Below are 26,978 nucleotides of genomic sequence, written 5' to 3'. Positions count from 1 at the left end.
GCGGCACGCCCGCGCTGATAACGACCGCGATATCCATGGAAAAGGGACGGACGCGCGTGGACCTGTTCGAATACCAGGCGAGGGACCTCTTCGCCAAGCACGGTGTACCGGTGCTGGCCGGTGAAGTCATCGACACGCCTGAGGCGGCGCGCGAGGTGGCCGAGCGCCTGGGCGGCCGCGCGGTCGTCAAGGCGCAGGTAAAGGTTGGTGGCCGCGGTAAGGCGGGCGGCGTCAAGCTGGCCTCCGACCCGGCCGACGCCGTGGAGAAGGCGACCCAGATCCTGGGCATGGACATCAAGGGCCACACGGTCCACAAGGTGATGCTCGCCCAGACCGCGGACATCAAGGAGGAGTACTACGTCTCCTTCCTGCTGGACCGCACCAATCGCACCTTCCTCGCCATGGCCTCCGTCGAGGGCGGCGTGGAGATCGAGGTCGTCGCTGAGCAGAACCCCGAGGCGCTTGCCAAGATCCCGGTGGACGCCATCGAGGGCGTGACCCAGGAGAAGGCCGCCGAGATCGTCGCCGCCGCGAAGTTCCCGGCCGAGATCGCGGACCAGGTCGTCGCGGTCCTCCAGCAGCTGTGGACCGTCTTCATCAAGGAAGACGCCCTGCTCGTCGAGGTCAACCCGCTGGTCAAGACCGAAGACGGCAAGATCATCGCGCTGGACGGCAAGGTCTCCCTGGACGAGAACGCCGCCTTCCGGCAGCCGGAGCACGAGGCGCTCGAGGACAAGGCCGCGGCCAACCCGCTCGAGGCGGCCGCCAAGGCCAAGGGCCTCAACTACGTCAAGCTCGACGGCGAGGTCGGCATCATCGGCAACGGCGCGGGTCTGGTCATGTCCACCCTCGACGTCGTCGCCTACGCGGGCGAGACCCACGGCAATGTCAAGCCCGCCAACTTCCTCGACATCGGTGGTGGCGCCTCCGCCGAGGTGATGGCCAACGGACTCGAGATCATCCTCGGCGACCCGGACGTCAAGTCGGTCTTCGTCAACGTCTTCGGCGGCATCACCGCCTGTGACGCGGTCGCCAACGGCATCGTCCAGGCCCTGGAGCTGCTGAAGTCCAAGGGCGAGGACGTCACCAAGCCGCTGGTCGTGCGCCTCGACGGCAACAACGCGGAGCTGGGTCGCAAGATCCTCACCGACGCCAACCACCCGCTGGTCCAGCAGGTGGACACCATGGACGGCGCGGCCGAGCGTGCCGCCGAGCTGGCTGCGAAGTAAGGGACGAGGTCACCAGAAACCATGGCTATCTTCCTCACCAAGGAAAGCAAGGTCATCGTCCAGGGGATGACCGGGTCCGAGGGGCAGAAGCACACCCGTCGGATGCTTGCCTCGGGCACCAACATCGTCGGCGGTGTGAACCCGCGCAAGGCCGGCACCACCGTGGACTTCGACGGCAGCGAGATCCCGGTCTTCGGCTCCGTCAAGGAGGCCATCGACGCCACCGGCGCCGATGTCACGGTCATCTTCGTCCCGGAGAAGTTCACCAAGAGCGCGGTCATCGAGGCGATCGACGCCGAGATTCCGCTCGCCGTCGTGATCACCGAGGGCATCGCGGTCCACGACTCCGCCAACTTCTGGGCCTACGCGGGCAAGAAGGGCAACAAGACGCGCATCATCGGCCCGAACTGCCCGGGTCTGATCACGCCGGGTCAGTCGAACGCGGGCATCATCCCGGCCGACATCACCAAGCCCGGCCGGATCGGTCTGGTGTCGAAGTCCGGCACGCTGACCTACCAGATGATGTACGAGCTGCGGGACATCGGCTTCTCGTCCTGTGTGGGCATCGGCGGTGACCCGATCATCGGCACCACCCACATCGACGCCCTCGCCGCCTTCGAGGCCGACCCCGACACCGACCTGATCGTGATGATCGGCGAGATCGGCGGGGACGCCGAGGAGCGGGCCGCGGACTTCATCAAGGCCAACGTCACCAAGCCGGTCGTCGGCTATGTGGCGGGCTTCACCGCCCCCGAGGGCAAGACGATGGGCCACGCGGGTGCCATCGTCTCCGGCTCCTCCGGCACCGCCCAGGCGAAGAAGGAGGCCCTTGAGGCCGCGGGCGTGAAGGTCGGCAAGACCCCGTCCGAGACCGCACGCCTGGCGCGCGCCGCGCTGGCCGGCTGACGACGCCGCCACGGCTCGATGCCGCGGGCCCGTACCACCCCACGGTGGTGCGGGCCCGCGGCGTTCCCGGGCGACGGATACCCGGGCGGAACGCGGCAAGCCACCCATCCATCCCATCGCGCCATAAAAGACGCATAAGAGGACTAGCCGCGACACGGCGACCAAACCCTTGATGTGGGGATGAAACGGCTGTTATTGGCAGCATGGTCATGTGACGCAAACGACCGATCGCAGTCCGTCGGTGTCCGCACGCGACCGCTCAGCGCCCCGGCGCTCCTCCGCCATCAGGGAGGCGTTCCTCGGCGGTGTGGTCGCCGCGGGGCTCGGCCTCGGCACGCTCGCCGTGGTCGTACTGCTGCTGTGGATCACCTCCTCGTCCCCGGAGAGCAGCCCCGACGGGGCCCTGCACGTCGCCGCCGACCTGTGGCTGCTCGGCCATGGAGCCGACCTCGTGCGCACCGAGACGCTCTCCGGCCACACCGCGCCCGTCGGGCTGACCCCGCTGCTGCTCAGCGTGGTGCCGTGCTGGCTGCTCTACCGGGCCGCCCAGCACTCCGTCTACCAGGCGGAGCCCGACGAGGGCGGCGGGCAGTGGGTGCCCGAGGAGTCCGTCGTCGATCCGCGCACCGCCTTCGCCTGGGTGACCGGCGGCTATCTGCTGGTGGGCACCGCCGCCGCGGTGTACGCCTCGACCGGGCCGCTGCGTGTCGACCCGCTCAGCGCGCTGCTGCATCTGCCGGTCGTCGCCGGGGCGATCGCCGCCGTCGGCGTGTGGACGGCCGACGGGCGGTTCCCGCTCCGGCTGCCGGGACGGGTGAGCGAGGGACTGCGGCGGCTCCCCGGTGCCGAACGCACCGTAAGGACGGCGGCGTCCCTCGCCGCGCACAGCTGGTGCCGGCGCCGTCGGCTGACCGCCGCGCTACGGGCCGGGACCAGCGGTCTCGTCGTCCTGCTGGGCAGCGGTGCGCTCCTTACGGCGACATCGATGCTGAGCCACGCGGGCGCCGTGCAGGTGACGTTCCTCAACCTCAGCGATGTGTGGTCGGGGCGGTTCGCGGTGCTCCTGGTGAGCCTGACGCTGCTGCCGAACGCGATCGTCTGGGGCGCCGCGTACGGGGTCGGGGCGGGGTTCACGGTGGGCGGCGGCAGTGTGGTCGCACCGCTGGGCATCACCTCCTACCCCCAGCTGCCGCACTTCCCCCTGGTCGCCGCGCTGCCCACGGACGGCTCCGGCGGTCCGCTGGTCTGGCTCACGGGGATCGCGGCCGGGGCGTCGGTGGCCTGGTTCATCGGAATCGCCGCGGTGCGGCGGCCCGGCAAGGGCGAGCCCAGGCCGCCCTGGGGCTGGGTCGAGACACTTGTGCTCGCCGCGCTGGCGGCGGTCGGCTGCGCGGCCGCGATGGCGCTGCTGGCCGGGGTCTCGGGCGGACCGCTGGGCATCGGCATCCTCGCCGAGCTCGGGCCGAGCTGGTGGCGTACGGGCGTGATCACGCTGGCCTGGACGGGAGTGATCGGGGTGCCGGGCGCGATGGTGCTGCGCTGGTACCGGCTCTGCGTCCCCACCAGGGCTTCCTGGCCGGAGTGGAAGGCGGCGCGGGCGGAGCGCCGTACAGCCCGCGCGTACGCCCGTGCGGCGGCCAGGGAGGCCCGTACGGAGGCCAAGGCCGCCCGTGCGGCGCGGGCCGCGGCCGAGGCGGAGGCGCGGGCGGCGGTGCTGCCCACGGTCTCGCCCATGGAGTCCGCCGAGGTACGGGAGGCGATGGCCGAGCCGTGGTGGCAGTGGCTGCGCCCCGGGGCGTCGGGCGCCGACCGCAAGCGGAACCGTAAGGCGGCCACCGGCGCCGGTGCGGAGACGGGACGGGAGACGGGACGCGAAACCGGTGTGGGCACGATGGCCGGGCTCGCGACCCCCGCGGGCAGCCCGGACGCCGCCGGGGCGGCCCGCCCGCGCCGCTGGGCGCTGAGCCGGAAGCGCGCTCCCGAGCCGCAGCCGCCCACTGAGTCCCAGCCGCCCCCGGACCCCCTCCGCACGGAGCCCTCGCCGCAGCCGTCCCCGCCGGACGACGCCCGCCGCGAACCATGAGCCCGAACCGTAAGCGCGAACCGTAAGGCGGACGGCAAGCGGGCGCGAGCCGTCCGCCGTGCGGGCTCGGCGCCGTCAGTCCTGCGTGCTCAGCAGGGGGCGGAGCTGCTCGGGGAGCAAGGTTTCGCAGTCGTGGCGCGAGGTTTGCGTAAGGGCGTCGTCCACGCAGGTGTAGTAGTCGCTGTAGACGACCTGGAAGCTGAACGTCGCCGCGACGATCGCCAGCGCGAGCCCGCCCGTCACCAGACCGCTGATCGCCGCCGTCGACTGCGGCTTCGACGGGCCGCTGCCGGGCGCGGGCAGCGGCGCCCGGGCGGCGCCCGGAGGCGGCGGCGGGGCGTTCAGGGGCGCGGCCGCGGCCGGGGACGGCGCCGTACGGCGCGGCTTGGCCCGCAGCGAGCTGATGCCCCAGTACAGGGCCAGCACCCCGAGCAGCAGCGCGATCTGCGGCAGGCTGAAGAGCGCGAAGAAGAACGCCCACATGCCCGACAGCAGCGCGTACCGGGCGCGCCGCTGGGCCGGGTCGTTGGGGTCCCAGCGCGGGCCGCCGGGCCCGCCGGGGCCGGAGGGGCGGTTGGAGCCCGGGGCGCCGCCGAAGCCGCCGCTCTGGCGGCCGGGCTGGCGGCTGCTCCACTGGCTGCCCCAGGCAGGGGGCTGCTGCGGCTGCTGACCGCTCTGGTCGCCGTCCGGCCCGTCCGGCCCATTCGGCCCGTCCTGGCCGCCCTCGGTCCCTGGGCGGCCCTCGCCGCCCTCGCCGCTCTCGCCGCCGGAGCCGTCCGGCCGGTGGCGGGGCCGCCAGGGCTGGTCCGGCCTGCCCTCGGGCGGCGGGGCGAACGGATTGTCCTCGTGCTGGTCCCCGTTCGGTCCGCCGGGGGCGGACGAGGACGAGGAGGACGACGACTGCTGCTCCCGGAGCAGCGGCGTCGTACGCGACATGCGGGCGCGCCTCATCGCCGCCCCCGGGCCTGGGCGGGGGGCGGAGTGGGGCGATGAGCCGCGCGGCGGCGTCGGTCCGGCATGTGGAGTGTGTCTTCCCCTTGTGTCGTCGTCCTGCACGCCGGGGCGGGTACGGCCTGGTGCCGTACGGCGCGGGTACGGCCGGTGCCGTACGGCTCGGGGCGCGGGCACGGCGGTCGTTCCCACGGCGTCAGTGGCGTCGGTTGCGTTCGCAGTCCAGACGCTACCTCCCGTGCCCGCCCCCGTCCCCTGGGGGCCGCTTCGTGTGCCGGTATCGTTGCTGACGGTCGGCGGCTTCGTAGAGTTCCCCGGAATTGATGAGTCCGCGACCTTGTACGACCACACAAACGGCAGCACCGCCCGCGAGAAAGAGCCCCGCCGTGGCCTCCCCGCCTTCCCCCGCCAGTCCTGCGCGCCCCGGGCGCCCGGTCCGCCTCGTCGTTCTCGTCTCCGGCTCCGGTACGAATCTCCAGGCGCTGCTCGACGTGATCGCCGCCGAGGGGGTGGCCCGCTACGGCGCCGAGGTGGTGGCCGTGGGCGCCGACCGCGACGGCATCGAGGGCCTGGCGCGCGCCGAGCGCGCCGGGATCCCCACGTTCGTGTGCCGGGTCAAGGACCACGCCGGCCGTGCCGAGTGGGACGCGGCTCTGACGGAGGCCACCGCCGCCCACGAGCCGGACCTGGTGGTCTCGGCCGGGTTCATGAAGATCCTGGGCCAGGAGTTCCTCGCCCGGTTCGGCGGCCGGTGCGTCAACACCCATCCCGCGCTGCTCCCCAGCTTTCCCGGCGCCCACGGCGTGCGCGACGCGCTCGCGCACGGTGTGAAGGTGACCGGATGCACCGTCCACTTCGTCGACGACGGCGTCGACACCGGCCCGATCATCGCCCAGGGCGTGGTCGAGGTCCGGGACGAGGACGACGAGTCCGCTCTCCATGAGCGGATCAAGGAAGTCGAGCGCTCGCTGCTCATCGAGGTCGTGGGGCGTCTGGCCCGTCACGGCTACCGCATAGAGGGACGAAAGGTAAGGATCCCGTGACCGCCGAAGGTACCAAGCGGCCCATCCGCCGCGCGCTGGTCAGCGTCTACGACAAGACGGGTCTCGAGGAGCTGGCCCGAGGGCTGCACGCGGCGGGTGTCCAGCTCGTCTCGACCGGCTCGACGGCCGCGAAGATCGCCGCCGCCGGGGTCCCGGTCACCAAGGTCGAGGAGCTGACCGGCTTCCCCGAGTGTCTCGACGGCCGCGTCAAGACGCTGCACCCGCGCGTCCACGCGGGCATCCTGGCCGACCAGCGGCTGGACTCCCACCGTGAGCAGCTGCGGGAGCTGGGCGTGGAGCCCTTCGAGCTGGTCGTCGTCAACCTCTATCCGTTCCGCGAGACGGTCGCCTCGGGCGCCGCGCCGGACGAGTGCGTCGAGCAGATCGACATCGGCGGCCCCTCCATGGTCCGGGCCGCCGCCAAGAATCACCCGTCCGTGGCCGTGGTCGTCAACCCCGAGCGGTACGACGACGTCCTTAAGGCCGCCGCGGAGGGCGGTTTCGACCTGGACCGGCGCAAGCGGCTGGCGGCCGAGGCGTTCCAGCACACCGCCGCCTACGACGTGGCCGTGGCCAACTGGTTCGCGGCGGACTACGCGGCGGCGGACGACTCGTCCTTCCCGGACTTCGTGGGCGCCACCATCACCCGTAAGAACGTGCTGCGCTACGGCGAGAACCCGCATCAGCCCGCCGCCCTCTACACCGATGGCAGCGGTAAGGGGCTCGCGGAGGCCGAGCAACTGCACGGCAAGGAGATGTCGTTCAACAACTACACGGACACCGAGGCCGCCCGCCGGGCCGCGTACGACCACACCGGGCCCTGTGTCGCGATCATCAAGCACGCCAACCCGTGCGGGATCGCGGTCGGGGCGGATGTCGCCGAGGCGCACCGTAAGGCGCACGCCTGCGACCCGCTGTCGGCCTTCGGCGGGGTGATCGCCGTCAACCGCCCGGTGTCGGTCGCCATGGCCGAGCAGGTCGCCGAGATCTTCACCGAGGTGATCGTCGCCCCGGCGTACGAGGACGGCGCGGTCGAGGTGCTCGCCCGTAAGAAGAACATCCGGGTGCTGCGCTGCGCGGAGTCGCCGGTGGCGGCCGCCGAGCAGCGCCCCATCGAGGGCGGCACGCTCGTCCAGGTCAAGGACCGCCTCCAGGCCGAGGGCGACGACCCGGCCAACTGGACCCTCGCCACGGGTGAGGCCCTGGACGCCGACGGCCTCGCCGAGTTGGCCTTCGCCTGGCGCTCCTGCCGCGCGGTGAAGTCCAACGCGATCCTGCTCGCCAAGGGCGGTGCCACGGTTGGCGTCGGCATGGGCCAGGTCAACCGCGTGGATTCGGCGAAGCTGGCCGTCGAGCGGGCCGGTGCCGAGCGGGCCGCCGGTTCGTACGCCGCCTCCGACGCCTTCTTCCCGTTCCCGGACGGCTTCGAGGTGCTGGCCGAGGCGGGCGTGAAGGCCGTGGTGCAGCCGGGCGGTTCGGTCCGTGACGAGGCGGTGGTGGAGGCCGCCCAGAAGGCGGGTGTGACCATGTACTTCACGGGCACGCGCCACTTCTTCCACTGAGCGAGCACCGAGCGACGGCGAGCGAGCACCGGGCGATCGCTGCGCGAGCAACAGGCGATCGCTGAGTGAGCACAGGAGGCCGCGCCCCGACCTGATCACGGGGCGCGGCCTTCGCCGGTCCGGCCCCGACCGGCCCCTGATTGGATCCGACGTCCCCGCATCCGGGAGGATGAAGTCATGACCGCCCAGATTCTCGATGGCAAGGCAACCGCAGCCGCGATCAAGTCCGATCTCGTCAGCCGCGTGGAGGCGCTGAAGGCCAAGGGCATCCATCCCGGCCTCGGGACCGTGCTGGTGGGCGAGGACCCCGGCAGCAAGTGGTACGTGGCGGGCAAGCACCGCGACTGCGCCGAGGTCGGCATCGCCTCCATCCGGCGCGACCTGCCCGAGACCGCCACCCAGGAGGAGATCGAGGCGGCGGTCCGGGAGCTCAACGAGGACCCGTCCTGCACGGGCTACATCGTCCAGCTGCCGCTCCCCAAGGGCATCGACGCCAACCGGGTGCTGGAGCTGATCGACCCGGTCAAGGACGCCGACGGGCTGCACCCGATGAACCTCGGCCGCCTCGTCCTCAACGAGAGCGGCCCGCTGCCGTGCACGCCCCAGGGCGTCATCCAACTGCTGCGCCACCACGGTGTGGAGATCAACGGCGCGCATGTGGTGGTCGTCGGCCGCGGCATCACCGTCGGCCGGTCGATCGGGCTGCTGCTGACCCGCCGCTCGGAGAACGCGACGGTCACCCTCTGCCACACCGGCACCCGCGACCTGCCCGGGATCCTGCGCCAGGCCGACATCATCGTGGCGGCCGCCGGGGTGCGGCACCTGGTCAAGCCGGAGGACGTCAAGCCGGGCGCGGCGGTGCTCGACGTGGGCGTCAGCCGGGACGAACACGGCAAGATCGCCGGCGATGTGCACCCCGGTGTGACCGAGGTCGCGGGCTGGGTCTCGCCGAACCCGGGCGGGGTCGGCCCGATGACCCGCGCCCAGCTGCTGGTCAACGTGGTGGAGGCCGCGGAGCGGGACGCGAAGGCGGCCGCCGACGCCGGTGCCGGCCATGACGGCTGAGGCGAGCGAACCGGCGGCCGGGGAGCAGCGGCAGGAGCCGCCCGCGTCGTCCGCGGGGCCCGGCCGGTTCATCCGAAGGTCGCGCCGCTTCCCGCTGATCACCCGGGACACCGCGCGTCCGGAGGGCGGCGGCCGGGCCGCGCCCGGCGCCGCTCCGGCGCCCGCCCGGCAGTGGCCGCTGCTCGCGGTGATGGGCGGGGTGGGTCTGGGGCTGCTGATCGTCGCCCTGGACGCGTTCCGTGCGGGCACGGTGCTGATCGGGCTGTCCCTGCTGGCGGGATCGTTCTTCCGGTGGGCGCTGCCCGAGGTGGGGATGCTCGCGGTGCGGTCGCGCTTCACCGACATGCTGACCTACGGACTGCTGGGCGCGGCGATCGTGCTGCTGTCCCTGATGGCCCAGCCGGATCCGTGGGTGTCGATCCCGTTCCTTGACGACGTGGTGCATTTCACGGTGCGCTAGCCGACGACGTGAAACGGCGGCCCGTCCTCTCCCCCGTGGAAGGACGGGCCGCCGTCGTTGTGGCCGGATCCGAACGGTCCGGCGGCGATCCGCCCTCTCCCCCGAAGAAGGACGGACCGCCTGGTAATCAGGGTTGTGTGTGAGCTGTGCCGGATCAATGAGCGTGGGAACCCTGTGGCGCGGAAGTGACCGTTCCAGCACGAGGTCTCGGCCGTGCAACGACGAGCCGGGTGTGAGGGAGTGGATACCGGTGCGCGAAATGCTCCGATGCGCCCCCGCCCGAAGAGCTGACATCCTGGGACAAGGCATCCCTCTGGGTAGTCAGTTCGGGGCCAGGGGAGGCCAACAGCGGCCGTAGCGCGGGAGATTGACAGGTACGGGCGGGGACAGGGGGAGGCAATGCCTCGTTGGAGGGACTTACCGGAAGAACTCGATCCGCAGGTCCGGGAGTTCACCGGCCGACTGCGTACGCTCGTCGAGCACAGCGGGCTGAGCATCGTCGCCATCGCCGACCGCACCGGCTACAGCAAGAGTTCCTGGGAGCGTTATCTCAACGGGCGGCTGCTGCCCCCGCGGGGCGCGGTGGAGGCCCTGGCCGAGACCACCGGCGCCGACGTCCACCACCTCGGCACGCTGTGGGAGCTGGCGGAGCGGGCCTGGAGCCGCTCCGAGGCGCGGCACGACGTCACGATGGAGGCCATGGGCGTCGCGCAGGCGCGGACCGCCGTCGAGCGGTTCGACCCGGCGGCGCAGGGGCAGGGGATGGACGCCCGTAGGAACGGCCGCTCCCCGGGGAAGGGCCTGCCGAGGGTCGAACCGCCCGACCCGGAACAGCCGTTGGTCGCGACGGCTCCGGTGTTCCCGGCTCGCGCGGCGTCGGCCGGGCGGGGACCGGTCTCCGCCGAACCGCCGTCGCCCGCGTCGTCCCCTCCGTCATCGTCCCCTCCGTCATCGTCGCCACCGCCGTCGTCGGCGTCGCCGAGGGGGCGGAAGCGTGTCGCCGCGCTGTTCGCCGGGGGGCTCGTCGGCGCGCTCCTGCTCGTCGCCGGTGCCGTCCTTCTGATCGACGCGGACGGCGACGGCGAGAAGCGGGGGGAGCGGCCGACCACCGCACCGGCCACCAGCGCGCGTCAGCAGCTCCCGGAGGGCGTGAAATGCGTCGGGCAGGACTGCACCGGCCAGGATCCGCAGGCCATGGGGTGCGGCACCGCCGCGACGACGACGGCGGACGTCACCGTCGGCACCGCGTATGTCGAGGTCCGCTACAGCGAGACCTGCGAGGCGGCCTGGGCCCGGATCGCCCGGGCCACCCCGGGCGACGCCGTCCAGGTCAAGGCGCCGGGTGCGAACGGCGGTGCGGCCCGCTCGCAGAGCGGCAGGGTCGGCGCCGACGGCGATGCCTACACCAAAATGATCTCGGTGGACTCGGCCGCGCGGGCCACCGCGTGCGCCACCCTCGGCGGCGGTACGCGCGCCTGTACGACCCCCGGTCCCCGGGGCTGAGCGCGGGGGAGTGAGGCCCGTCCGGAGGAATTCGTGAAACCGGGGGGAATGAGCCGGGGGAATCGGGGCAGGCGCTGCCCGAGCCCCCCCACGGGTGCGGCACTGGGCGGCCGCCTGCACTCCCCCTCCTGGCAGGCGGCCGCCAAAGTGCGCGGTGGTCCCATCTGTGCGGTGGTGCCATGTGCGCGGTGTTTCCGTGTGCGCCGTGGTGTCATGCGCGCGGTGGTCCGGAACGCACGGTGAGCGGTTACACAATGGCCCGAGAGAACGTGGGTCAGGTGCCGTCGGATAGCCTGACGCAGGTATCTCGACACCAAGAGATCTTGGACTGACAACACAGCGCAGGAGACCGCCATGACCCGCACTCCCGTCACCGTCACCGTCACCGGCGCGGCCGGCCAGATCGGCTACGCGCTGCTCTTCCGCATCGCCTCCGGCCAGCTCCTCGGCGCGGACGTGCCGGTCAAACTGCGTCTCCTGGAGATCCCGCAGGGACTGAAGGCGGCCGAGGGCACCGCGATGGAGCTCGACGACTGCGCCTTCCCGCTGCTCCAGGGCATCGACATCTCCGATGACCCGAACGTGGGCTTCGACGGTGCGAACGTCGCGCTGCTGGTCGGTGCCCGGCCGCGCACCAAGGGCATGGAGCGCGGCGATCTGCTGGAGGCCAACGGGGGCATCTTCAAGCCGCAGGGCAAGGCCATCAACGACCACGCCGCGGACGACATCAAGATCCTGGTCGTGGGCAACCCGGCCAACACCAACGCGCTCATCGCGCAGGCCGCCGCGCCGGACGTACCGGCCGAGCGCTTCACCGCGATGACCCGGCTGGACCACAACCGTGCGCTGTCGCAGCTGGCCAAGAAGACCGGCGCGCCGGTCAGCGAGATCAAGAAGCTGACGATCTGGGGCAACCACTCCGCCACCCAGTACCCGGACGTCTTCCACGCCGAGGTCGCGGGCAAGAACGCCGCCGAGGTCGTCAGCGACGAGCAGTGGCTGGCCGACACCTTCATCCCGACCGTCGCCAAGCGCGGTGCCGCGATCATCGAGGCGCGCGGCGCCTCGTCGGCCGCCTCCGCCGCCAACGCCGCCATCGACCACGTCCACACCTGGGTGAACGGCACCGACGCCGACGACTGGACTTCCGCCGGTGTGGTCTCCGACGGTTCGTACGGGGTGCCGGAGGGCCTGATCTCCTCGTTCCCGGTCACCGCCAAGAACGGGAAGTTCGAGATCGTCCAGGGCCTGGACATCAACGAGTTCTCGCGGACCCGCATCGACGCGTCGGTGAAGGAGCTCGAGGACGAGCGCGAGGCCGTGCGGAGCCTCGGCCTGATCTGACGCGCCCCGGCCCGCCCGGCGCGGCCATTTCCGAAGGGTCACATTCCGGTATTCACTCCGGAGTGTGACCCTTCGGCCATGCACTGTAATCGCGGGCCATCTTCCCCTACCGTGGAGGCAGTTGCTACGGCCTCGGGGGGAAACATGGCCAATACGCGCGGTGACCATTTTTCAGGCGGTGCTGATTCTTCCGGCGGTGCTCGCTCTTCCGGTGGTGCTAGTTCTTCCGGCGGCGCTCATCCTTCTGTAGGGGATCACTCCGCTCGTCTGCCGCGGTCGCGGTCGGAGCCGGCACCGGCACCGGCCGTCCCTTCTCCTCGTACTGCCGCTGACGAGTCTCCCTACGCCACCAGCGAGGCCACCCGGCTGTTATGTGCGGGCGCCTATCTGGACGACGACTTCCGGGACGCGGTCGTGGACGAGTTGTACGTCCACGAGGAGCGCGCCGTGGCGCCCTCGCTGGGCATCGACGCGGTCCGGGTGCTCGCGCACGCGCTGCGCGCGCGACGTCTGGAGGCGTGCTGGACCGCGTTGCTGGTGTCCTTATGGGTGCTGGACTTCCTGCTGGCCCAGGGCTTCTTCTATCTCTTCCTGCTCTCTTGCGCGTTGCTACTGCTGGCGGCCTGGGCCAGGGGCGGCGCCATGGGCGCCTTCCGCGCCGACTATCCCGGGGCCGACAGGGTCACCGTCACCCGGCGGCGGGCGGCCGCGGTGCTGCGGGTGCTCGGCTGTCTGACCCTGCTGTCCTATGTGATCTCCGCCCTGACGCAGGCGCTCACGGACGGGCAGTCCGATCCGGGCGTGCTCCAGGACTTCGTACCGGTCCTGGCCACCGGGTCGGACACCACCGCCGCCTGGTTCGCGCTGGTGATCCCGGCCGCGATGGCCGCCGCGGTGGCCCTGCACCGTGAGCATGTGGCCCGGGTGCTGGCCACCGATCTGGAGCCGGAGACCTTCGCCGATCCCGCCGCGGACCCCGCGGAGCGGTTCGAGGGCGGGCGGTTCCAGCGGGTGCGGGCCCTGATCCGCCGTGAGCAGCACTCACCGGTGATCCTCTACCACGATCGGCACCCCTTCCTCGGCGCGGGCACCGCGCATGACACCTGGACCCTCGCCGTGGAGCTGCGGCCGCGCGAGGGCGGCGATCCGGTGCCGCTGGACAACCGGGTGATCCTGGAGCGGATCCGGCCGCTGGTCGAGAAGTTGCGCACCCCGTCCGCCCAGGGCACCGCCTCCATCCAGGGCACCGCCTCCGCTCAAGGCGCCGTCCCCGCTCAGAGCACCGCCCCCGCCCAAGGCGCCGCTCGTGCCGCCGCCGAGAGCCGTGACCGGCTGCGCGGCCTGGAGCTCGACGAATGCGTCTTCCTCAAGGTCACCGGATTACGGAGCCGCTCCTTCGTGCCGTATGGAGAGGCGGACTTCGCGCGGGAGCGGGCGGAGGCCGTCGAGGAGGGTGGCGAGATCCGCCGGCACTTTCTGCGCATCCGCGTCGGCGCATGGCGGGAAGAGGTCGTCACCACGGTCTTCGTGCGGGTGCATACGCAGGGCGGCATGCTGATGCTGGAGTTCGCCCCGCATGTGCTGCGCCCGATCCGCCCGGACTTCCGGGCGGTCGACCGGCTCTCCGACTCCCACCGCCGCGGCGGACTGCCGGGCAAGGTGATCTGGGCGCTGGGGCGGACGCCCACGGCGGCGGGCCGGGCGGTCATCCACGCCTTCCGCTCGGCCGCCTTCCTCTGGCGGATGTACGCGGGGGGCTATGAGGCGGCCATCCCCGACGGGCCCTGGGCCTCGGTGCGGGAGCTGGGCAGTGACGCCGGCGCATCGCTCTTCCAGGAGATGGATGTCAGCCGCTATCTGAAGAGCGTCGAGGACCGGGTGGCCAACGGCGTGCGAAGGGCGCTCGACGAAGCCGGTTGGGAGACCGGTGAGTTCGAGCAGAAGGTCATCAATGTGAGCGGCGGCGGAGTCTTCATCGAGTCCGCGGAGCACAGCGCCTTCGGCTTCGGTGACCACAACACCATCAGCAACACCACCGGAAGCAATGGAGCGGGAGGCGGCCATGGCGATGGCTGACACGGAGGACGGTAGCGACATGGGCGGCGGCGCGGACCACGCGGCGGGCGCGAGCGGTGGCGGCGCGACCCCGGCGGCGGGCGGCGGGAGCAAGTTCGGAAACATCCGGTTCGGCAAGGTGCAGGGCAGCGCCATCGGCTTCGGCGACCACAACCACATCGTGAACGGGCGTCAGGCGGAGGCCCCCTGCGACCCCGCCTATCAGGAGCTGCTGGAAGCCGTTCGGCAGCTTGCCGGGGATCTGCGGCGGGTGGTCCCGAGCCCGGAGGTCGGCGCGCTCTCCGACGAACTGGACCGGACCGAGGACGAGATCCAGCGCACCGGCCGGGCGGGGGCCGGCCGACTGGCCCGGATCCGGGTGATGTTGCAGGACGCGAGCGCCAGTGTCGGCATGCTCGCCTCGGGCGTCGCCGTCGGACAGGCGGTCGGCGCGCTGTTGGGCGGGTGAGATGAGCACCCCGGGCGGCGAGGAGGGCCGTCGATGGGACGAGGAGGCCCAGCGCTGGGTGGGAGCGGGTGCGGAGCCACCGGCCCCGGGCCGAAGACCACCCAATCCGCATCTGGGCACGGTGCTGCTGGCGGTGCTCGCCGTGGTGCTGGTCGGCGGGATCGGGTTCGGCGCCTGGAAGCTGGTGTCGGGCGGCGGGGATGACAAGCCCCGGGCGGACGGCGGTTCGCCCTCGGCCCCGTCCTGGTCGCCCTCGGCCGAGCAGCCTTCGGCATCGTCGTCGGGGCCGTACGCGGAGCCGACCTCGGCGCCGCCGTCGGTGTCCGAGGACAGCACCCAGGGGCCGCCGGCGGACTATGTGCGCACCACCGACCCGGAGGGTTTCCGGCTGGATGTGCCCACGGGCTGGCAGCGGGTCAAGCGCGACACCGGGGTGTTCTACGAGTCGTCCGACGGGGGAAGCCTGATCCAGGTCTTCGCGCTGACCGAGCCCGACATCACGCCGTATGAGGCGCTGCGCCAGGCGGAGACGGGGCTCAAGAAGAACCCCGGCTACAAGCGGTATGAGCTCAAGCGGCTCGGGCCCGGCGATGACGCGGACGCGGAGCTGGAGTACGGCTACCGCAGCGCCAAGTACGGTCCGCGCCGGATACTCGACCGGGCCTTCACCGGCCCGGACCGGGTGCAGTACGCGGTGCTGGTCGCGGGCCCGGCCGGCGACTGGCCGAAGCAGCGGGAGCGGCAGGGCATCGTGCTGGCGTCCTTCTGCCCCACGGCCTACTGCCCGGCCACCTGACCGCGCGGCCTACTGCCCGGCCACCTGACCGGCGGCCGGGCGACGGATGAGTACCGGTGCGGTGACAGGGGGTGGGGTGGCCCCCGAACCGGGTACACCGATGTGAGCCGACACGGCTTATCCGCATATGGGAGCAGAGATCCATCACCGGGGGGCATAGATGAGCATGGACAACGGGGGAGCGCCGGGGCAGGACTCCAGGCGGGCGCTACGGGCGCTGGCGGTGACGATCTTCCTGGTCGCGGGGATCGCGTTCTCCGGCTGGGTGGCCTTCGGGGGCGATGGCACCTCCCGGAATCAGGCGGGTCCGCTGCCCTGGGACCGGGAGAGCCCTACGGCCACGCCGAGCGGGGGCGCCTCCCAGCCGAGCGATCTCTACCCCTCGCCCGGCCCCGAGACCAGCGGGCCGACCGATCTCCCGACCGATCTCCCCACGGACCTTCCGACCGGGGCGCCTTCCGGGTCCCCGTCCGCGACGCCGTTCGGCACCCCGTCCTCACCCTCCCTGACGGGCGCTGCCCCGCCCGCGGGCTACAGCACCCAGGCCGACCCCGCCGGATACCACCTCGCGGTCCCGGACGGATGGCGACGGACGACCCAGGGCCCCAGCGTCTACTACACCTCGCCCGACGACAGCACCGTGATCCAGATCTTTGAGCTGCACGGCCCCGAGTCGACGCCGTACGAGTCCGCCCAGGAGGCCGAGCGGATCGCCTCCACCCACCGCGACTACGAGCAGATCGCCCTCACCCGGCTGGGCTCGGCCGCCATGGACCCGGCCCAGCTGGAGTACACATACGAGTCCAAGAGCGACGGCCACCGCCGGATGCTCGACCGCCGCTTCGCAGCCCCCGGCGGCACCATGTACGCGGTGCTGGTGAGCGGCCCCTCCGGGGCCGGTGACCGGGCGGAGGAGCGGGAGGTCCACCAGGCGGCGGTGGACACCTTCTGCCCGACCGCCTACTGCACCGCGTCGTGATCACACCCCCGGCCCCGTTGTGACCCGAACCACTTCTTGACCGCACGGCCCCTTGACAGACAGGCCGATCATGAGCCGAGGGGCCGGTTCCGCCTTCGGATCACGTGAGCCGGCCCACTTTCCCTTGCGAATCGCGCATAGGTTCCCGCCTTCCGGTTAGGGGTCCAAGTTGCTGGCTTGGCCCAGTGGCACAGCAGGCGGAACCGGAAGGCAGAAATCACGTGGCGGCAGTCGAGACCATTCATGTGGACGGGGTGTGGCAGGCAGCCGCATCCGGGGCGCAGCGGGAGGTCCTCGACCCCGCGGACGCCAAGACCCTCGCCGTCGTCGCGGAGGGTGGTGTCGAGGACACCGACGCGGCGATCGCGGCCGCGCGTCGCGCCTTCGACCAGGGGCCCTGGCCGGGGACGCCGGTGGCCGAGCGGGCGGCGCTGCTGCGCCGCGTCGCCGACCTGCTCCAGCGCGACCGCGAGACGATCGCGCTCATCGAGAGCCGTGACACCGGCAAGACCCTGGAGGAGGGCCGGGTCGACGTCGACGATGTGACCAACGCCTTCCGCTACTTCGCCGACCTGGTCGCGGGCGAGTCGGCCGGGCGCGTGGTCGACGCGGGCACCCCCGATGTGCACAGCGTCGTGGTCCATGAGCCGATCGGCGTCTGCGCGATGATCACCCCCTGGAACTATCCGCTGCTCCAGGCCAGCTGGAAGGTCGCCCCGGCGCTGGCCGCCGGGAACACCTTTGTGATCAAGCCCAGCGAGGTGACCCCGCTGTCCACCGTCCATCTGGTGAAGCTGCTGGCCGAGGCCGGGCTGCCGGCCGGGGTGGCCAATGTGGTCACCGGCGCGGGCGACCCCGTGGGCGCCCGGCTGTCCGAGCACCCCGATGTGGATCTGGTCTCCTTCACCGGTGGCCTGGTCAGCGGCACCAAGGTCGCGCAGGCCGCCGCGCCGACGGTCAAGAAGGTCGCGCTGGAGCTCGGCGGCAAGAACCCCAATGTGGTCTTCGCCGACGCCTGCGCCACCGCCGAGGGCTTTGACACCGCCGTCGACCAGGCGCTGAACGCCGCCTTCATCCACAGCGGCCAGGTCTGCTCGGCCGGTGCCCGGCTGATCATCGAGGAGTCGGTGCGCGAGCGGTTCGTGGCCGAGCTCGCCCGCCGGGCGGAGAAGATCAAGCTGGGCCGCGGCACCGAGGACGGTGTCGAGTGCGGTCCGCTGGTCTCGGCCCAGCAGCTGGACAAGACCGAGGCGTATGTGGCGTCCGCCCTCGAGGAGGGCGCGTTGCTGCGTTGCGGCGGCAAGCAGCCGGAGCCCAACGAGGTCCGCCCGGCCACCGGCTACTTCTACCTCCCGACCGTGCTCGACCAGTGCCACCGCGAGATGCGGGTGGTGCGGGAGGAGACGTTTGGGCCGATTCTGACGGTCGAGTCCTTCCAAACCGAGGACGAGGCAGTCACACTCGCCAATGACACGGAGTACGGACTGGCCGGCGCCGTCTGGTCCGCCGACACCGCACGGGCGCGGCGCGTCGCCGCCCGGCTGCGGCACGGCACCGTGTGGATCAACGACTACCACCCCTACCTTCCGCAGGCCGAATGGGGCGGATTCGGCAAGTCCGGGGTCGGGCGCGAGCTCGGTCCCGCGGGCCTTGACGAATACCGCGAGACCAAGCACGTCTACGAGAACCTGCGACCGAGCCCGGTGCGCTGGTTCGCCGGCTGACCCTCCGCCGCCGGCCCCGCCCGGGGCACGGCCGGGCCCGGACTCGTCCCCCGGGGCCCGGACCCGGCCGCGCCCGATCGCGGCGACCGGCGGCGAGAAGCCGTAGGCACTTGAGACACCCGGCAACACCCCCACCCCCAGGGGCGGCAGCAGCCCCCGGCCCGCAGCGGCGCGAGCCGTTTGGGTAAGACCGCGAGGAGTAACCCCACATGTCCGTACCTGTCGCATACGACTACGTCGTGATCGGCGGCGGCACCGCAGGCTCGGTGATCGCTTCCCGGCTCACCGAGGACCCGGACATCCGTGTCGCCGTCATCGAGGGCGGACCGTCGGATGTCGACCGGCCCGATGTGCTCACCCTGCGCCGCTGGCTCGGCCTGCTCGGCGGCGACTTGGACTACGACTACCCCACCACCGAGCAGCCACGCGGAAATTCGCATATCCGGCACAGCCGGGCGCGGGTGCTCGGAGGGTGCTCCTCGCACAACACCCTGATCTCCTTCAAGCCGCTGCCCGGTGACTGGGACGAGTGGGCCGAGGCCGGCGCCGAGGGCTGGGACGCGGAGTCCATGGACCCGTACTTCCAGCGGCTGCGCAACAACATCGTCCCGGTGGACGAGAAGGACCGGAACGCGATCGCGCGGGACTTCGTCGACGCCGCCCAGGCCGCCGCCGATGTGCCGAGGGTCGAGGGGTTCAACAAGAAGCCGTTCCACGAGGGCGTCGGCTTCTTCGACCTCGCCTACCACCCGGAGAACAACAAGCGCTCCTCGGCGTCGGTCGCCTATCTGCATCCGTTCCTGGACCGGCCCAACCTCCATCTGATGCTGGAGACCTGGGCGTACAAGCTGGAGCTGGACGACACCGGCCGGGTCACCGGTGTGCACGTCCGCACCAAGGACGGCGAGGAGATCCTGGTCCGGGCCGAGACCGAGGTCCTGGTCTGCGCGGGCGCCGTGGACACCCCGCGGCTGCTGATGCACTCCGGTATCGGGCCGAAGGGCGATCTCGAGGCGCTGGGCATTCCCACCGTCCACGATCTGCCGGGCGTCGGTGAGAATCTGCTCGACCACCCCGAGTCGGTCATCGTGTGGGAGACGGACGGCCCGATTCCGGACAACTCCGCGATGGACTCCGACGCGGGGCTGTTCATCCGGCGGGACCCCGAATCGCGGGGCCCGGACCTGATGTTCCACTTCTACCAAATCCCGTTCACCGACAATCCGGAGCGGCTGGGCTACGAAAAGCCCGAGCACGGCGTGTCGATGACCCCCAACATCCCCAAGCCGCGCAGCCGCGGCCGGCTCTACCTCACCAGCGCCGACCCATCCGTCAAGCCCGCCCTCGACTTCCGGTACTTCACGGACGAGGAGGACTACGACGGCCGCACGCTGGTCGACGGCATCCGTGTCGCGCGCGAGATCGCCAAGACCGAACCGCTGGCGAGCTGGCTCAAGCGCGAGGTGTGCCCGGGCCCGGAGATCACCTCGGACGAGGAGATCAGCGAGTACGCCCGCAAGGTCGCGCACACCGTGTACCACCCGGCGGGCACCTGTCGTATGGGTGCCACGTCGGACGAACTCGCCGTGGTCGGCCCCGATCTGCGGATCCGGGGCCTGAACGGCGTCCGTATCGCCGACGCGTCCGTCTTCCCGACGATGCCGGCCGTGAACCCGATGATCGGAGTCCTGATGGTGGGCGAGAAGTGCGCTGAGCTGCTGTTCGAGGAGCGCGATCGGGAACGGCACAGGCCCGATGACCGAGCCGCCACGCTTGCGCCGGGAGGTGAGGCGTGATGGCTACGACCGTGGTCCCCGAGACGCCCGGCACCCCCGAGACCCCCGAGAACGGCGAGCGCACCCCGGTGTTCTCGGTCCGCGACCTGTGGAAGGTCTTCGGCCCCAAGGCCGACCGGATCCCCGGCTCCGCCGAGGCGAAGCTGTCCGCCGCTGAGCTGCGTGCCCGCACGGGCTGCACCGCCGCCGTCCGCGAGGTCTCCTTCGACGTCCAGCCGGGCGAGGTGTTCGTGGTCATGGGGCTGTCCGGCTCCGGCAAGTCCACCCTCGTCCGCTGCCTCACCCGGCTGATAGAGCCCACCTCCGGCACCCTGAAGATCGACGGTGAGGACGTCCTGGCCATGGACAAGGCCCGGCTGCGCGATCTGCGCCGGCACCGCGCCGCCATGGTCTTCCAGCACTTCGGGCTGTTGCCGCACCGCTCCGTCCTCGACAACGTCGCCTACGGGCTGGAGATCCAGGGCGTGGGTAAGGCCGAGCGCCGGGCCAAGGCCGCCGAGGTGGTGGAGAAGGTCGGCCTCACCGGCCTCGAGCGCCGCCGCCCCGGCCAGCTCTCCGGCGGTCAGCAGCAGCGCGTGGGCCTGGCCCGGGCGCTCGCCGTCGACCCCGAGGTGCTGCTCTTCGACGAGCCGTTCAGCGCGCTCGACCCGCTGATCCGCCGCGATATGCAGGAGGAGGTCATCCGGCTGCACCACGAGGAGGGCCGGACGATGGTCTTCATCACCCATGACCTCAGCGAGGCGCTGCGCCTCGGTGACCGCATCATGCTGATGCGCGACGGCGGGATCGTGCAGCTGGGCACCCCGGAGGAGATCGTCGGCTCCCCGGCGGACGACTACGTACGGGACTTCGTCCGCGATGTGCCGCGCGAGCAGGTGCTGACCGTGCGCCGCGCCATGCGTCCCGCGAAGTCCGACGAGCAGGACGGCGGGCCCGCGCTGGCCCCGAGCACTACGGTCGCCGACGCGATCGAGGCCGTGGCCCGCACCGGCGGCCCGGCGCGCGTCGTGGACGGCGGCCGCTGCCTGGGCGTCGTCGACCACGCCTGTCTGCTGAGCGTCGTCGCGGGCCTGGACGGCAAGGAGGTGGCCGCGGCATGAGCTCCACCTCGACCCTTTCTCCGCCGGGCCGCACCGGGGGGCGCGTATGAGTGCCACCGCCACCCGCCCCTCCACCGATCCCGCCACCGAACCGGCGGCCACCGGGACGGCGGCGGACGAGACGCGCCCGTCCCTGCTGAGCGCCGTCGTGCACAGCCGTGCCGCGCGCAAGCTGGCGGTGCTCGTGGTGATCGCCGCCGTGCTGGTGCCCCTCGCGCACGCCAAGTGGGCGAGCGGCAGCTGGCCGGACGCGCTGACCGTCGATGTATCCGAACCGCTCGGCAAGGCCAGCGACTGGATCATCGACAACCGCGACAGCCACTGGATCTTCCTCTACTTCTTCGGCCACATCAGCAACGCGGTCATCATCTGTGTGCGCGCCGTCTACGTCGTCCTGCTCACCCTCGGCTGGGCCGGGGTGACCGCCGCCTCGACCCTGGTGGCCTGGCGGGTCGCCGGGGTGCGGGTCGCGGTGACGACGCTGGTGTCCTTCGCCGTGTGCGGGCTGCTCGGCATGTGGGTGCCGACGATGCAGACGCTCGCGCTGATGGCCGTCGCCGTCACCGCGTCCGTCGTCATCGGCGGACTGCTGGGTCTGGCCGGCGGGCTCTCGGAACGGGCGTTCCGGGCGCTGCGCCCGATTCTCGACACCATGCAGGTGCTGCCCGCGTTCGCCTATCTGCTGCCCGTCGTGCTGATCTTCGGCATCGGCGTACCGGGCGCGGTGCTGGCCACGGTGATCTACGCGGCTCCGCCGATGGCCCGGCTCACCGCCCTCGGCCTGCGCGGCGCGGACGCCGGGGTGCTGGAGGCGGTGGCCTCGCTCGGCGCCACCTGGCGGCAGCGGCTGCTGTCGGCCCGGCTGCCGCTGGCCCGTAAGGAACTGCTGCTGGGCGTCAACCAGACGATCATGATGGCGCTGTCCATGGCCGTCATCGCCTCCGTGATCGGCGGCGGCGGTCTCGGTGACCGCGTCTACCAGGCGCTGTCCAGCGTGGACGTCGGCAAGGCGCTCGCCGCCGGCCTCCCGATCGTGCTGCTCGCCGTCGTGATGGACCGCACCACCGCCTCGGCGGGCGAGCGCCTGGGCGAGCCCCCGGCCGAGGGCGGGCCCCGGCTGCTGCGCGGCTGGCCAGCCTGGGCGGGCGTCGGGGTGATCACCGTGGTGGTGACCCTCGTCGGACGGCTGGCCGGGTCCCAGACCTGGCCGACCGGCTGGACGGTCCCCATCGAGGAGCCCGTCAACCAGTTCAAGGACTGGATGGTCGACCACCTCTACACGGGTGTGCCGGTCGTCGGCGGCACCGCCGATTGGGCCTCGGACTACGTCAAGTGGATCCTGGACCCGCTGCGTGAGGGGCTCCAGGGCCTCCCGTGGTACGCGGTGCTGCTGATCGTCGCGACGCTGGCCTGGCTGATCGGCACGTGGGGCACCGCCCTGACCGCCACCGCCGCCATGGCCGCGATCGGTGTGCTCGGGGTGTGGGAGCCGTCCATGGACACCCTCTCCCAGGTGCTGGCGGCCGTCTTCGTCACGCTGGTGCTCGGCTTCGCGATCGGCATCGCGGCCGCGCGGTCCACCCGGCTGGAACGGCTGCTGCGGCCGGTGCTGGATGTGTGTCAGACCATGCCGCAGTTCGTGTATCTGATCCCGGTGGTCGCGCTGTTCGGCGTCGGCCGCGCCCCGGCGGCGGCCGCGGCCATCGTCTACGCGCTGCCCGCCGTCATCCGCATCACCACCCAGGGGCTGCGGAACGTGGACCCGGCGGCGCTGGAGTCGGCGCGTTCGCTCGGCGCCACCCAGGGCCAGCAACTGCGCCAGGTCCAGCTCCCGCTGGCCCGTCCGGCGCTGCTGCTGGCCGTCAACCAGGGCGTGGTGCTGGTGCTCGCCGTGGTGATCATCGGCGGTCTGGTGGGCTCGGGCGCGCTCGGCTACGACGTGGTGTTCGGCCTGGCCCAGGGCGATCTGGCCACCGGTCTGGTCGCCGGCGCGGCCATCGTCTGCCTGGGTCTGATGCTGGACCGGGTCACCCAGCCGACGTCGCGCCGCGACAGGAAGGGGGCCTGAGATGGCTCGCACCCGCACTCAGCTGCTGATGGCCGCCGCCGGGGCCTTGGCCGTGTTCACCGCGACCGGCTGCGGCGCGGCGGACATGACCAAGCAGACCTCGCCGTACGCCAATGTGGGCGGGGCGAAGAGCGTCACGCTCTCGGTCCAGTCATGGGTCGGCGCCCAGGCCAATGTCGCGGTCGCCCAGTATCTGCTGGAGCACGAGCTGGGCTATCGCGTCGACACCGTTCAGGTGGACGAGGTTCCGGCGTGGGACGCGCTCAGCCAGGACCGGGTGGACGCGATTCTGGAGGACTGGGGCCACCCGGACCAGGAACAGCGCTACATCAAGGACAAGGAGACGATCGTGCCGGGCGGCGGGCTCGGCGTCACCGGCCATATCGGCTGGTGGGTGCCGAAGTACTTCGCCGACGCCCATCCGGACGTCCTGGACTGGAAGAACCTCAACAAGTACGCGAAGACCTTCAAGACCGCGGAGAGCGGCGGCAAGGGCCAGTTGCTGGACGGTTCACCGTCGTATGTCACCAATGACAAGGCGCTGGTGAAGAATCTGAAGCTGAACTACCAGGTCGTCTTCGCGGGTTCGGAGGCGGCGCAGATCACCCAGATGAAGCAGTTCGCCAAGGCGAAGAAGCCGTTCCTGTCGTACTGGTACGAGCCGCAGTGGCTGTTCAACCAGGTGCCGATGGTCGAGGTCAAGCTGCCCAAGTACACGGACAAGTGCGCTGCTGAGGGCGCCAAGGACCCCGACTCCTTCGACTGCGCCTACCCGACCACACCGCTACAGAAGTATCTGAACGCGGACTTCGCGAAGAAGGGCGGCAAGGCGGCGGCGTTCCTGAAGAAGTTCCACTGGACCAAGAAGGACCAGAACGAGGTGTCCGAGTTGATCGCCTCGCAGGGGATGTCGCCGGAGGACGCCGCGAAGAAGTGGGTCGAGGCGCATCCGGACGTCTGGAAGAAGTGGCTGCCCTGAGTCCGGATCGTGCTCAGGGCAGCATGGGCGACCGGATTACTTGAGGAAGCCCGCGGTGTCGAGATCGAGGCCGAGCGGTTCGGGGAGCGTCAGTTTCTCCCCGAACATCGCTCGGTGCTCATCGCGGTAGATGCCCTTCCCGTCCGGATGCGAATACACAGTCGTGCTTCCATCGTCGTCGTGCGGGTCGATCACCAAATAGATCGGCACATTGGAGTGGGCGTAGCCCTTGACCTTGGCCTGGAGATCGCGCGCTCTGGTTGAGGGCGATGTGATCTCGGCGACGAGCAGGACGTCATCGGCCTGGACCTGCCACTCCTCCATGCTCTTCAGCGCTTCCGACTCGCAGATGAGCAGGTCCGGAATGAACCTCTCCTCCGTTGCGGGGAGGAAGACCGTGGCGGTGTTGGTAATGATCCAGTCTTCCGGTACCTCACGGTTGAGACGACGCTGGAGTCGGCCGTAGATCCAGTTGTGGAAATTCGCAGGCGTCGGTGAGATGACGATCTCCCCCCCGATGAGTTCTGCACGCATTCCATCCGGCAGCTCCAGCTGGGCATGGATGTCGAGCAGATTTACGAACTCTTGGTCGGGCAGTGGCGCCGTCATCACGAGACCTCCCATTGGCGGGTCCCCCTTCTGGCTGTGTTGCCTTCGTGCCGTACTGCCATGCGGGGGCCTGCCACCATCATGCGTTACGTGATGGCTCCGACGTCGGACAATGGCCCCCGTCGTCATCAACGACGACGGGGGCGGATGGTCACACGTTCGGCTTATAGGCGCCGGGGGCCATACGGGTGGTCACACCGATGCGGTTCCAGGCGTTGATCGTGAAGATCAGGGCGATGACCTGGGCCAGCTCCCGCTCCTCGAAGTGCTTGGCGGCCCGCTCGTAGACCTCGTCCGGGACGAAGCCGTCGGTCAGGACGGTGACGGCCTCGGTCAGGGCGAGGGCGGCCTGCTCCTTCTCGGTGTAGAGGTCACCGGCCTCCTCCCAGGCGTTGAGGAGGTACAGGCGGTCCTCGGCCTCGCCCGCCGCGCGGGCGTCCTTGGTGTGCATGTCGATACAGAAGGCGCAGTGGTTGAGCTGTGAGGCACGGACTTTGACCAGCTCGGCCAGTGTCGGGTCGACGCCCTTTCTGGCGGCCGCGTCCAGGGTGACCATGGCCTTGTAGACCTCGGGGGCGGCCTTGGCGAACTGCATCCTGGGGCCGTGCGCATGAGAAGTTCCGGTCGTCATACCTCCACGCTAGAGGCCGGGCGGCCCAGGGGTATGGTCCATTTCCATGGCGGAATCTTGGGCCACTCCGAGGGATGAACCCGGACGGCGGGCAGGCGGCTCGGCCGGGCCGGGGGCGGATCTCCATCTGGATCTGCCGCGGGGCGGCGGGACCGGAGTGCGGGACGCGCTCATCCGCGCCCTCCGTGACGCCGTCCGTGGCGGGCGGCTCGCCCCGGGCACCCGGCTGCCCTCCTCCCGCTCCCTCGCCGCCGACCTCGGCATCGCCCGGAACACCGTGGCCGATGCCTATGGGGAGCTGGTGGCCGAGGGCTGGCTGACGGCCCGGCAGGGCTCGGGCACCCGGGTCGCCCGGCGCGTCGTGCCGCCGGAGCCCGCGCCGCCGCGCACGCCCCCGCCCGCCGCCGCGGCCGCCACCCGGCCGACTTACGATCTGCGGGCCGGTCAGCCCGATGTCTCGGCCTTCCCCCGGTCCGCCTGGCTCTCCGCGGCCCGGCGCGCCCTGACCGCCGCGCCGAACGACGCCTTCGGCTACGGCGACCCCGCCGGACGGCCCGAGCTGCGGCGGGTCCTGGCCGACTATCTGGCGCGCGCCCGCGGGGTGCGGGCCGCGCCCGGACGGATCGTGGTCTGCGCGGGGTTCGTCCAGGGGCTGGCCCTGCTCAGCAGGGTGCGGGCGAAGGCCGGTCACCGTGAGGTGGGCGTGGAGTCCTACGGGCTCGACGTCCACTGGAACGTGATGCGCGGGGCCGGGCTGCGCACGGTGCCGCTGCCGGTCGATCAGCGGGGCGCGCGGACGGCTGAGCTGGACCGGTCGGCCGGGCTGCGGACCGTTCTGCTCACCCCGGCGCATCAGTTCCCCACCGGGGTTTCGCTGCACCCCGACCGGCGCGCCGCCGTGGTCGACTGGGCTTCGCGGGTGGGCGGGCTGGTCCTGGAGGACGACTACGACGGGGAGTTCCGCTATGACCGTCACCCGGTCGGGGCGCTCCAGGGGCTCGACCCCGAGCATGTGGTCTATCTGGGCACCGCCAGCAAGAGCCTGGCGCCCGCGCTGCGGCTGGCGTGGATGGTGGTGCCGGACCATCTGCTGGACGACGTCCTGGCGGCCAAGTCAACCGGGGAGTGGCAGTCGGGCGCGCTGGACCAGCTGACACTCGCGGAGTTCATCGACTCCGGTGCGTACGACCGCCATGTGCGTGGCATGCGGATGCGCTATCGGCGGCGCCGCGACCAACTGGTGGCGGCGCTCGCCGAACGCGTCCCGCGGGTGCGGGTCACCGGCATCGCGGCGGGGCTGCACGCGGTGCTCCAACTGCCGCCCGGTACCGAGCGGTCCGTGGTCCAGGGCGCGGCCTGGCAGAGCCTCGCCCTGGAGGGGCTGTCCCGCTACCGCTACCGCGAGCAGCGGGAGCCGAACGAGCCCGGACCGGGGCCGGACGAGCAGCCGGACGCGCTGGTCTTCGCCTATGGCGCCCCGCCCGACCACGCCTTCACCGGCGCGCTGGAGGCCCTGTGCCGGGTGCTGCCATGAAGGCCACACTGCCGTTGCCCTAGGGTGGGCGGTCGCGGTCCCGGGGGCCCGGGAGAGGGCGGCCGCGGGCGGTACTACTGCCTCGGAGGAGA

The 26,978-nt window shown here is 71.5% G+C and carries 22 protein-coding genes; 19 read left to right on the top strand and 3 right to left on the bottom strand.

The window, feature by feature from the left end; all coding sequences use genetic code 11:
* The first annotated feature begins 56 nt into the window (after positions 1–56).
* The 3 genes from sucC to ACJX2R_RS23415 all read left to right on the top strand — a co-directional run bounded on the left by sucC (position 57) and on the right by ACJX2R_RS23415 (position 4,218).
* Positions 57–1,229 carry an ADP-forming succinate--CoA ligase subunit beta gene (gene sucC, locus ACJX2R_RS23425; RefSeq protein WP_262699117.1) on the top strand — a complete coding sequence of 391 codons (1,173 nt, stop codon included), beginning with the start codon at positions 57–59 and terminating at the stop codon, positions 1,227–1,229.
* Between the two features lie 21 nt (positions 1,230–1,250).
* Positions 1,251–2,135: a succinate--CoA ligase subunit alpha gene (gene sucD / locus ACJX2R_RS23420; RefSeq protein WP_059143572.1), complete on the top strand. Its 885-nt coding sequence runs from the start codon at positions 1,251–1,253 to the stop codon at positions 2,133–2,135.
* Positions 2,136–2,346: 211 nt separating this feature from the next.
* Positions 2,347–4,218: a DUF6350 family protein gene (locus ACJX2R_RS23415; protein WP_413101725.1), complete on the top strand. Its 1,872-nt coding sequence runs from the start codon at positions 2,347–2,349 to the stop codon at positions 4,216–4,218.
* Between the two features lie 75 nt (positions 4,219–4,293).
* Here ACJX2R_RS23415 and ACJX2R_RS23410 read toward each other — a convergent pair whose 3' ends face one another.
* Positions 4,294–5,154, bottom strand: a complete 861-nt coding sequence (locus ACJX2R_RS23410) for a hypothetical protein (RefSeq protein ID WP_413101724.1) — start codon at positions 5,152–5,154, stop codon at positions 4,294–4,296.
* A gap of 401 nt (positions 5,155–5,555) precedes the next feature.
* Here ACJX2R_RS23410 and purN point away from each other — a divergent pair, with 401 nt between their 5' ends.
* The 15 genes from purN to ACJX2R_RS23335 all read left to right on the top strand — a co-directional run bounded on the left by purN (position 5,556) and on the right by ACJX2R_RS23335 (position 24,112).
* Positions 5,556–6,212: a phosphoribosylglycinamide formyltransferase gene (purN, locus tag ACJX2R_RS23405; protein WP_413101723.1), complete on the top strand. Its 657-nt coding sequence runs from the start codon at positions 5,556–5,558 to the stop codon at positions 6,210–6,212.
* Complete coding sequence (gene purH, locus ACJX2R_RS23400; RefSeq protein ID WP_413101722.1) at positions 6,209–7,774, top strand: bifunctional phosphoribosylaminoimidazolecarboxamide formyltransferase/IMP cyclohydrolase; 1,566 nt, start codon at positions 6,209–6,211, stop codon at positions 7,772–7,774. The genes purN and purH overlap by 4 nt, the downstream gene beginning before the upstream one ends.
* Positions 7,775–7,951: 177 nt before the next feature.
* Positions 7,952–8,839: a bifunctional methylenetetrahydrofolate dehydrogenase/methenyltetrahydrofolate cyclohydrolase gene (locus ACJX2R_RS23395; protein WP_037953392.1), complete on the top strand. Its 888-nt coding sequence runs from the start codon at positions 7,952–7,954 to the stop codon at positions 8,837–8,839.
* Positions 8,829–9,299, top strand: a complete 471-nt coding sequence (locus tag ACJX2R_RS23390; protein ID WP_413101721.1) for a DUF3017 domain-containing protein — start codon at positions 8,829–8,831, stop codon at positions 9,297–9,299. Before ACJX2R_RS23395 ends, ACJX2R_RS23390 begins: the two co-directional genes overlap by 11 nt.
* A 399-nt stretch (positions 9,300–9,698) precedes the next feature.
* A complete protein-coding gene (locus ACJX2R_RS23385; RefSeq protein WP_413101720.1) occupies positions 9,699–10,802 on the top strand; it encodes a DUF2690 domain-containing protein in 1,104 nt (367 codons plus the stop codon).
* Between the two features lie 354 nt (positions 10,803–11,156).
* On the top strand, positions 11,157–12,146 hold the full coding sequence (locus ACJX2R_RS23380) for a malate dehydrogenase (RefSeq protein ID WP_413101719.1): 990 nt from the start codon (positions 11,157–11,159) through the stop codon (positions 12,144–12,146).
* A gap of 414 nt (positions 12,147–12,560) precedes the next feature.
* The gene (locus ACJX2R_RS23375; RefSeq protein ID WP_413101718.1) at positions 12,561–14,222 is read left to right on the top strand and encodes a hypothetical protein; all 1,662 of its coding nucleotides are present in this window, start codon (positions 12,561–12,563) and stop codon (positions 14,220–14,222) included.
* On the top strand, positions 14,215–14,670 hold the full coding sequence (locus ACJX2R_RS23370) for a hypothetical protein (RefSeq protein ID WP_413101717.1): 456 nt from the start codon (positions 14,215–14,217) through the stop codon (positions 14,668–14,670). Before ACJX2R_RS23375 ends, ACJX2R_RS23370 begins: the two co-directional genes overlap by 8 nt.
* A gap of 1 nt (position 14,671) precedes the next feature.
* Positions 14,672–15,466, top strand: a complete 795-nt coding sequence (locus ACJX2R_RS23365; RefSeq protein ID WP_413101716.1) for a hypothetical protein — start codon at positions 14,672–14,674, stop codon at positions 15,464–15,466.
* Positions 15,467–15,626: 160 nt separating this feature from the next.
* A complete protein-coding gene (locus tag ACJX2R_RS23360) occupies positions 15,627–16,445 on the top strand; it encodes a serine/arginine repetitive matrix protein 2 (protein ID WP_413101715.1) in 819 nt (272 codons plus the stop codon).
* Between the two features lie 221 nt (positions 16,446–16,666).
* A complete protein-coding gene (locus tag ACJX2R_RS23355) occupies positions 16,667–18,169 on the top strand; it encodes an aldehyde dehydrogenase family protein (protein WP_413101714.1) in 1,503 nt (500 codons plus the stop codon).
* A 209-nt stretch (positions 18,170–18,378) separates the two neighbouring features.
* Positions 18,379–19,965 carry a GMC family oxidoreductase gene (locus ACJX2R_RS23350; RefSeq protein ID WP_413101713.1) on the top strand — a complete coding sequence of 529 codons (1,587 nt, stop codon included), beginning with the start codon at positions 18,379–18,381 and terminating at the stop codon, positions 19,963–19,965.
* Positions 19,965–21,065, top strand: a complete 1,101-nt coding sequence (locus ACJX2R_RS23345; protein WP_262699102.1) for a quaternary amine ABC transporter ATP-binding protein — start codon at positions 19,965–19,967, stop codon at positions 21,063–21,065. Before ACJX2R_RS23350 ends, ACJX2R_RS23345 begins: the two co-directional genes overlap by 1 nt.
* Positions 21,066–21,111: 46 nt before the next feature.
* Positions 21,112–23,133, top strand: a complete 2,022-nt coding sequence (locus ACJX2R_RS23340) for an ABC transporter permease (RefSeq protein ID WP_413101712.1) — start codon at positions 21,112–21,114, stop codon at positions 23,131–23,133.
* 1 nt (position 23,134) lies between these two features.
* Positions 23,135–24,112, top strand: coding sequence for an ABC transporter substrate-binding protein (locus ACJX2R_RS23335; protein WP_413101711.1), 978 nt, complete (start codon positions 23,135–23,137; stop codon positions 24,110–24,112).
* 36 nt (positions 24,113–24,148) lie between these two features.
* On the opposite strand, the gene ACJX2R_RS23330 is transcribed toward ACJX2R_RS23335, so the two are convergent.
* Both ACJX2R_RS23330 and ACJX2R_RS23325 read right to left on the bottom strand, forming a co-directional pair.
* A complete protein-coding gene (locus ACJX2R_RS23330) occupies positions 24,149–24,721 on the bottom strand; it encodes a Uma2 family endonuclease (protein WP_413101710.1) in 573 nt (190 codons plus the stop codon).
* Positions 24,722–24,872: 151 nt separating this feature from the next.
* On the bottom strand, positions 24,873–25,352 hold the full coding sequence (locus ACJX2R_RS23325) for a carboxymuconolactone decarboxylase family protein (RefSeq protein ID WP_413101709.1): 480 nt from the start codon (positions 25,350–25,352) through the stop codon (positions 24,873–24,875).
* Positions 25,353–25,398: 46 nt separating this feature from the next.
* Here ACJX2R_RS23325 and ACJX2R_RS23320 point away from each other — a divergent pair, with 46 nt between their 5' ends.
* Positions 25,399–26,886, top strand: coding sequence for a PLP-dependent aminotransferase family protein (locus tag ACJX2R_RS23320; protein ID WP_413101708.1), 1,488 nt, complete (start codon positions 25,399–25,401; stop codon positions 26,884–26,886).
* Positions 26,887–26,978 lie beyond the last annotated feature (92 nt).

Origin of the sequence: Streptomyces sp. Inha503 (assembly GCF_047215865.1) — a bacterium.
Classification (GTDB): domain Bacteria; phylum Actinomycetota; class Actinomycetes; order Streptomycetales; family Streptomycetaceae; genus Streptomyces; species Streptomyces lycopersici.
Note: the sequence above shows the minus strand (reverse complement) of the source record. Positions and strands in the feature narration are given on the sequence as shown.

What these genes read in the sequence shown, in the direction of transcription:
- sucD (WP_059143572.1), top strand. Translation starts at nt 1,251, where the DNA reads ATGGCTATCTTCCTCACCAAGGAAAGCAAGGTCATCGTCCAGGGGATG.
- ACJX2R_RS23410 (WP_413101724.1), bottom strand. Translation starts at nt 5,154, where the DNA reads ATGTCGCGTACGACGCCGCTGCTCCGGGAGCAGCAGTCGTCGTCCTCC.
- ACJX2R_RS23395 (WP_037953392.1), top strand. Translation starts at nt 7,952, where the DNA reads ATGACCGCCCAGATTCTCGATGGCAAGGCAACCGCAGCCGCGATCAAG.
- ACJX2R_RS23390 (WP_413101721.1), top strand. Translation starts at nt 8,829, where the DNA reads ATGACGGCTGAGGCGAGCGAACCGGCGGCCGGGGAGCAGCGGCAGGAG.
- ACJX2R_RS23385 (WP_413101720.1), top strand. Translation starts at nt 9,699, where the DNA reads ATGCCTCGTTGGAGGGACTTACCGGAAGAACTCGATCCGCAGGTCCGG.
- ACJX2R_RS23380 (WP_413101719.1), top strand. Translation starts at nt 11,157, where the DNA reads ATGACCCGCACTCCCGTCACCGTCACCGTCACCGGCGCGGCCGGCCAG.
- ACJX2R_RS23370 (WP_413101717.1), top strand. Translation starts at nt 14,215, where the DNA reads ATGGCTGACACGGAGGACGGTAGCGACATGGGCGGCGGCGCGGACCAC.
- ACJX2R_RS23365 (WP_413101716.1), top strand. Translation starts at nt 14,672, where the DNA reads ATGAGCACCCCGGGCGGCGAGGAGGGCCGTCGATGGGACGAGGAGGCC.
- ACJX2R_RS23360 (WP_413101715.1), top strand. Translation starts at nt 15,627, where the DNA reads ATGAGCATGGACAACGGGGGAGCGCCGGGGCAGGACTCCAGGCGGGCG.
- ACJX2R_RS23350 (WP_413101713.1), top strand. Translation starts at nt 18,379, where the DNA reads ATGTCCGTACCTGTCGCATACGACTACGTCGTGATCGGCGGCGGCACC.
- ACJX2R_RS23345 (WP_262699102.1), top strand. Translation starts at nt 19,965, where the DNA reads ATGGCTACGACCGTGGTCCCCGAGACGCCCGGCACCCCCGAGACCCCC.
- ACJX2R_RS23340 (WP_413101712.1), top strand. Translation starts at nt 21,112, where the DNA reads ATGAGTGCCACCGCCACCCGCCCCTCCACCGATCCCGCCACCGAACCG.
- ACJX2R_RS23335 (WP_413101711.1), top strand. Translation starts at nt 23,135, where the DNA reads ATGGCTCGCACCCGCACTCAGCTGCTGATGGCCGCCGCCGGGGCCTTG.
- ACJX2R_RS23330 (WP_413101710.1), bottom strand. Translation starts at nt 24,721, where the DNA reads ATGACGGCGCCACTGCCCGACCAAGAGTTCGTAAATCTGCTCGACATC.
- ACJX2R_RS23325 (WP_413101709.1), bottom strand. Translation starts at nt 25,352, where the DNA reads ATGACGACCGGAACTTCTCATGCGCACGGCCCCAGGATGCAGTTCGCC.
- ACJX2R_RS23320 (WP_413101708.1), top strand. Translation starts at nt 25,399, where the DNA reads ATGGCGGAATCTTGGGCCACTCCGAGGGATGAACCCGGACGGCGGGCA.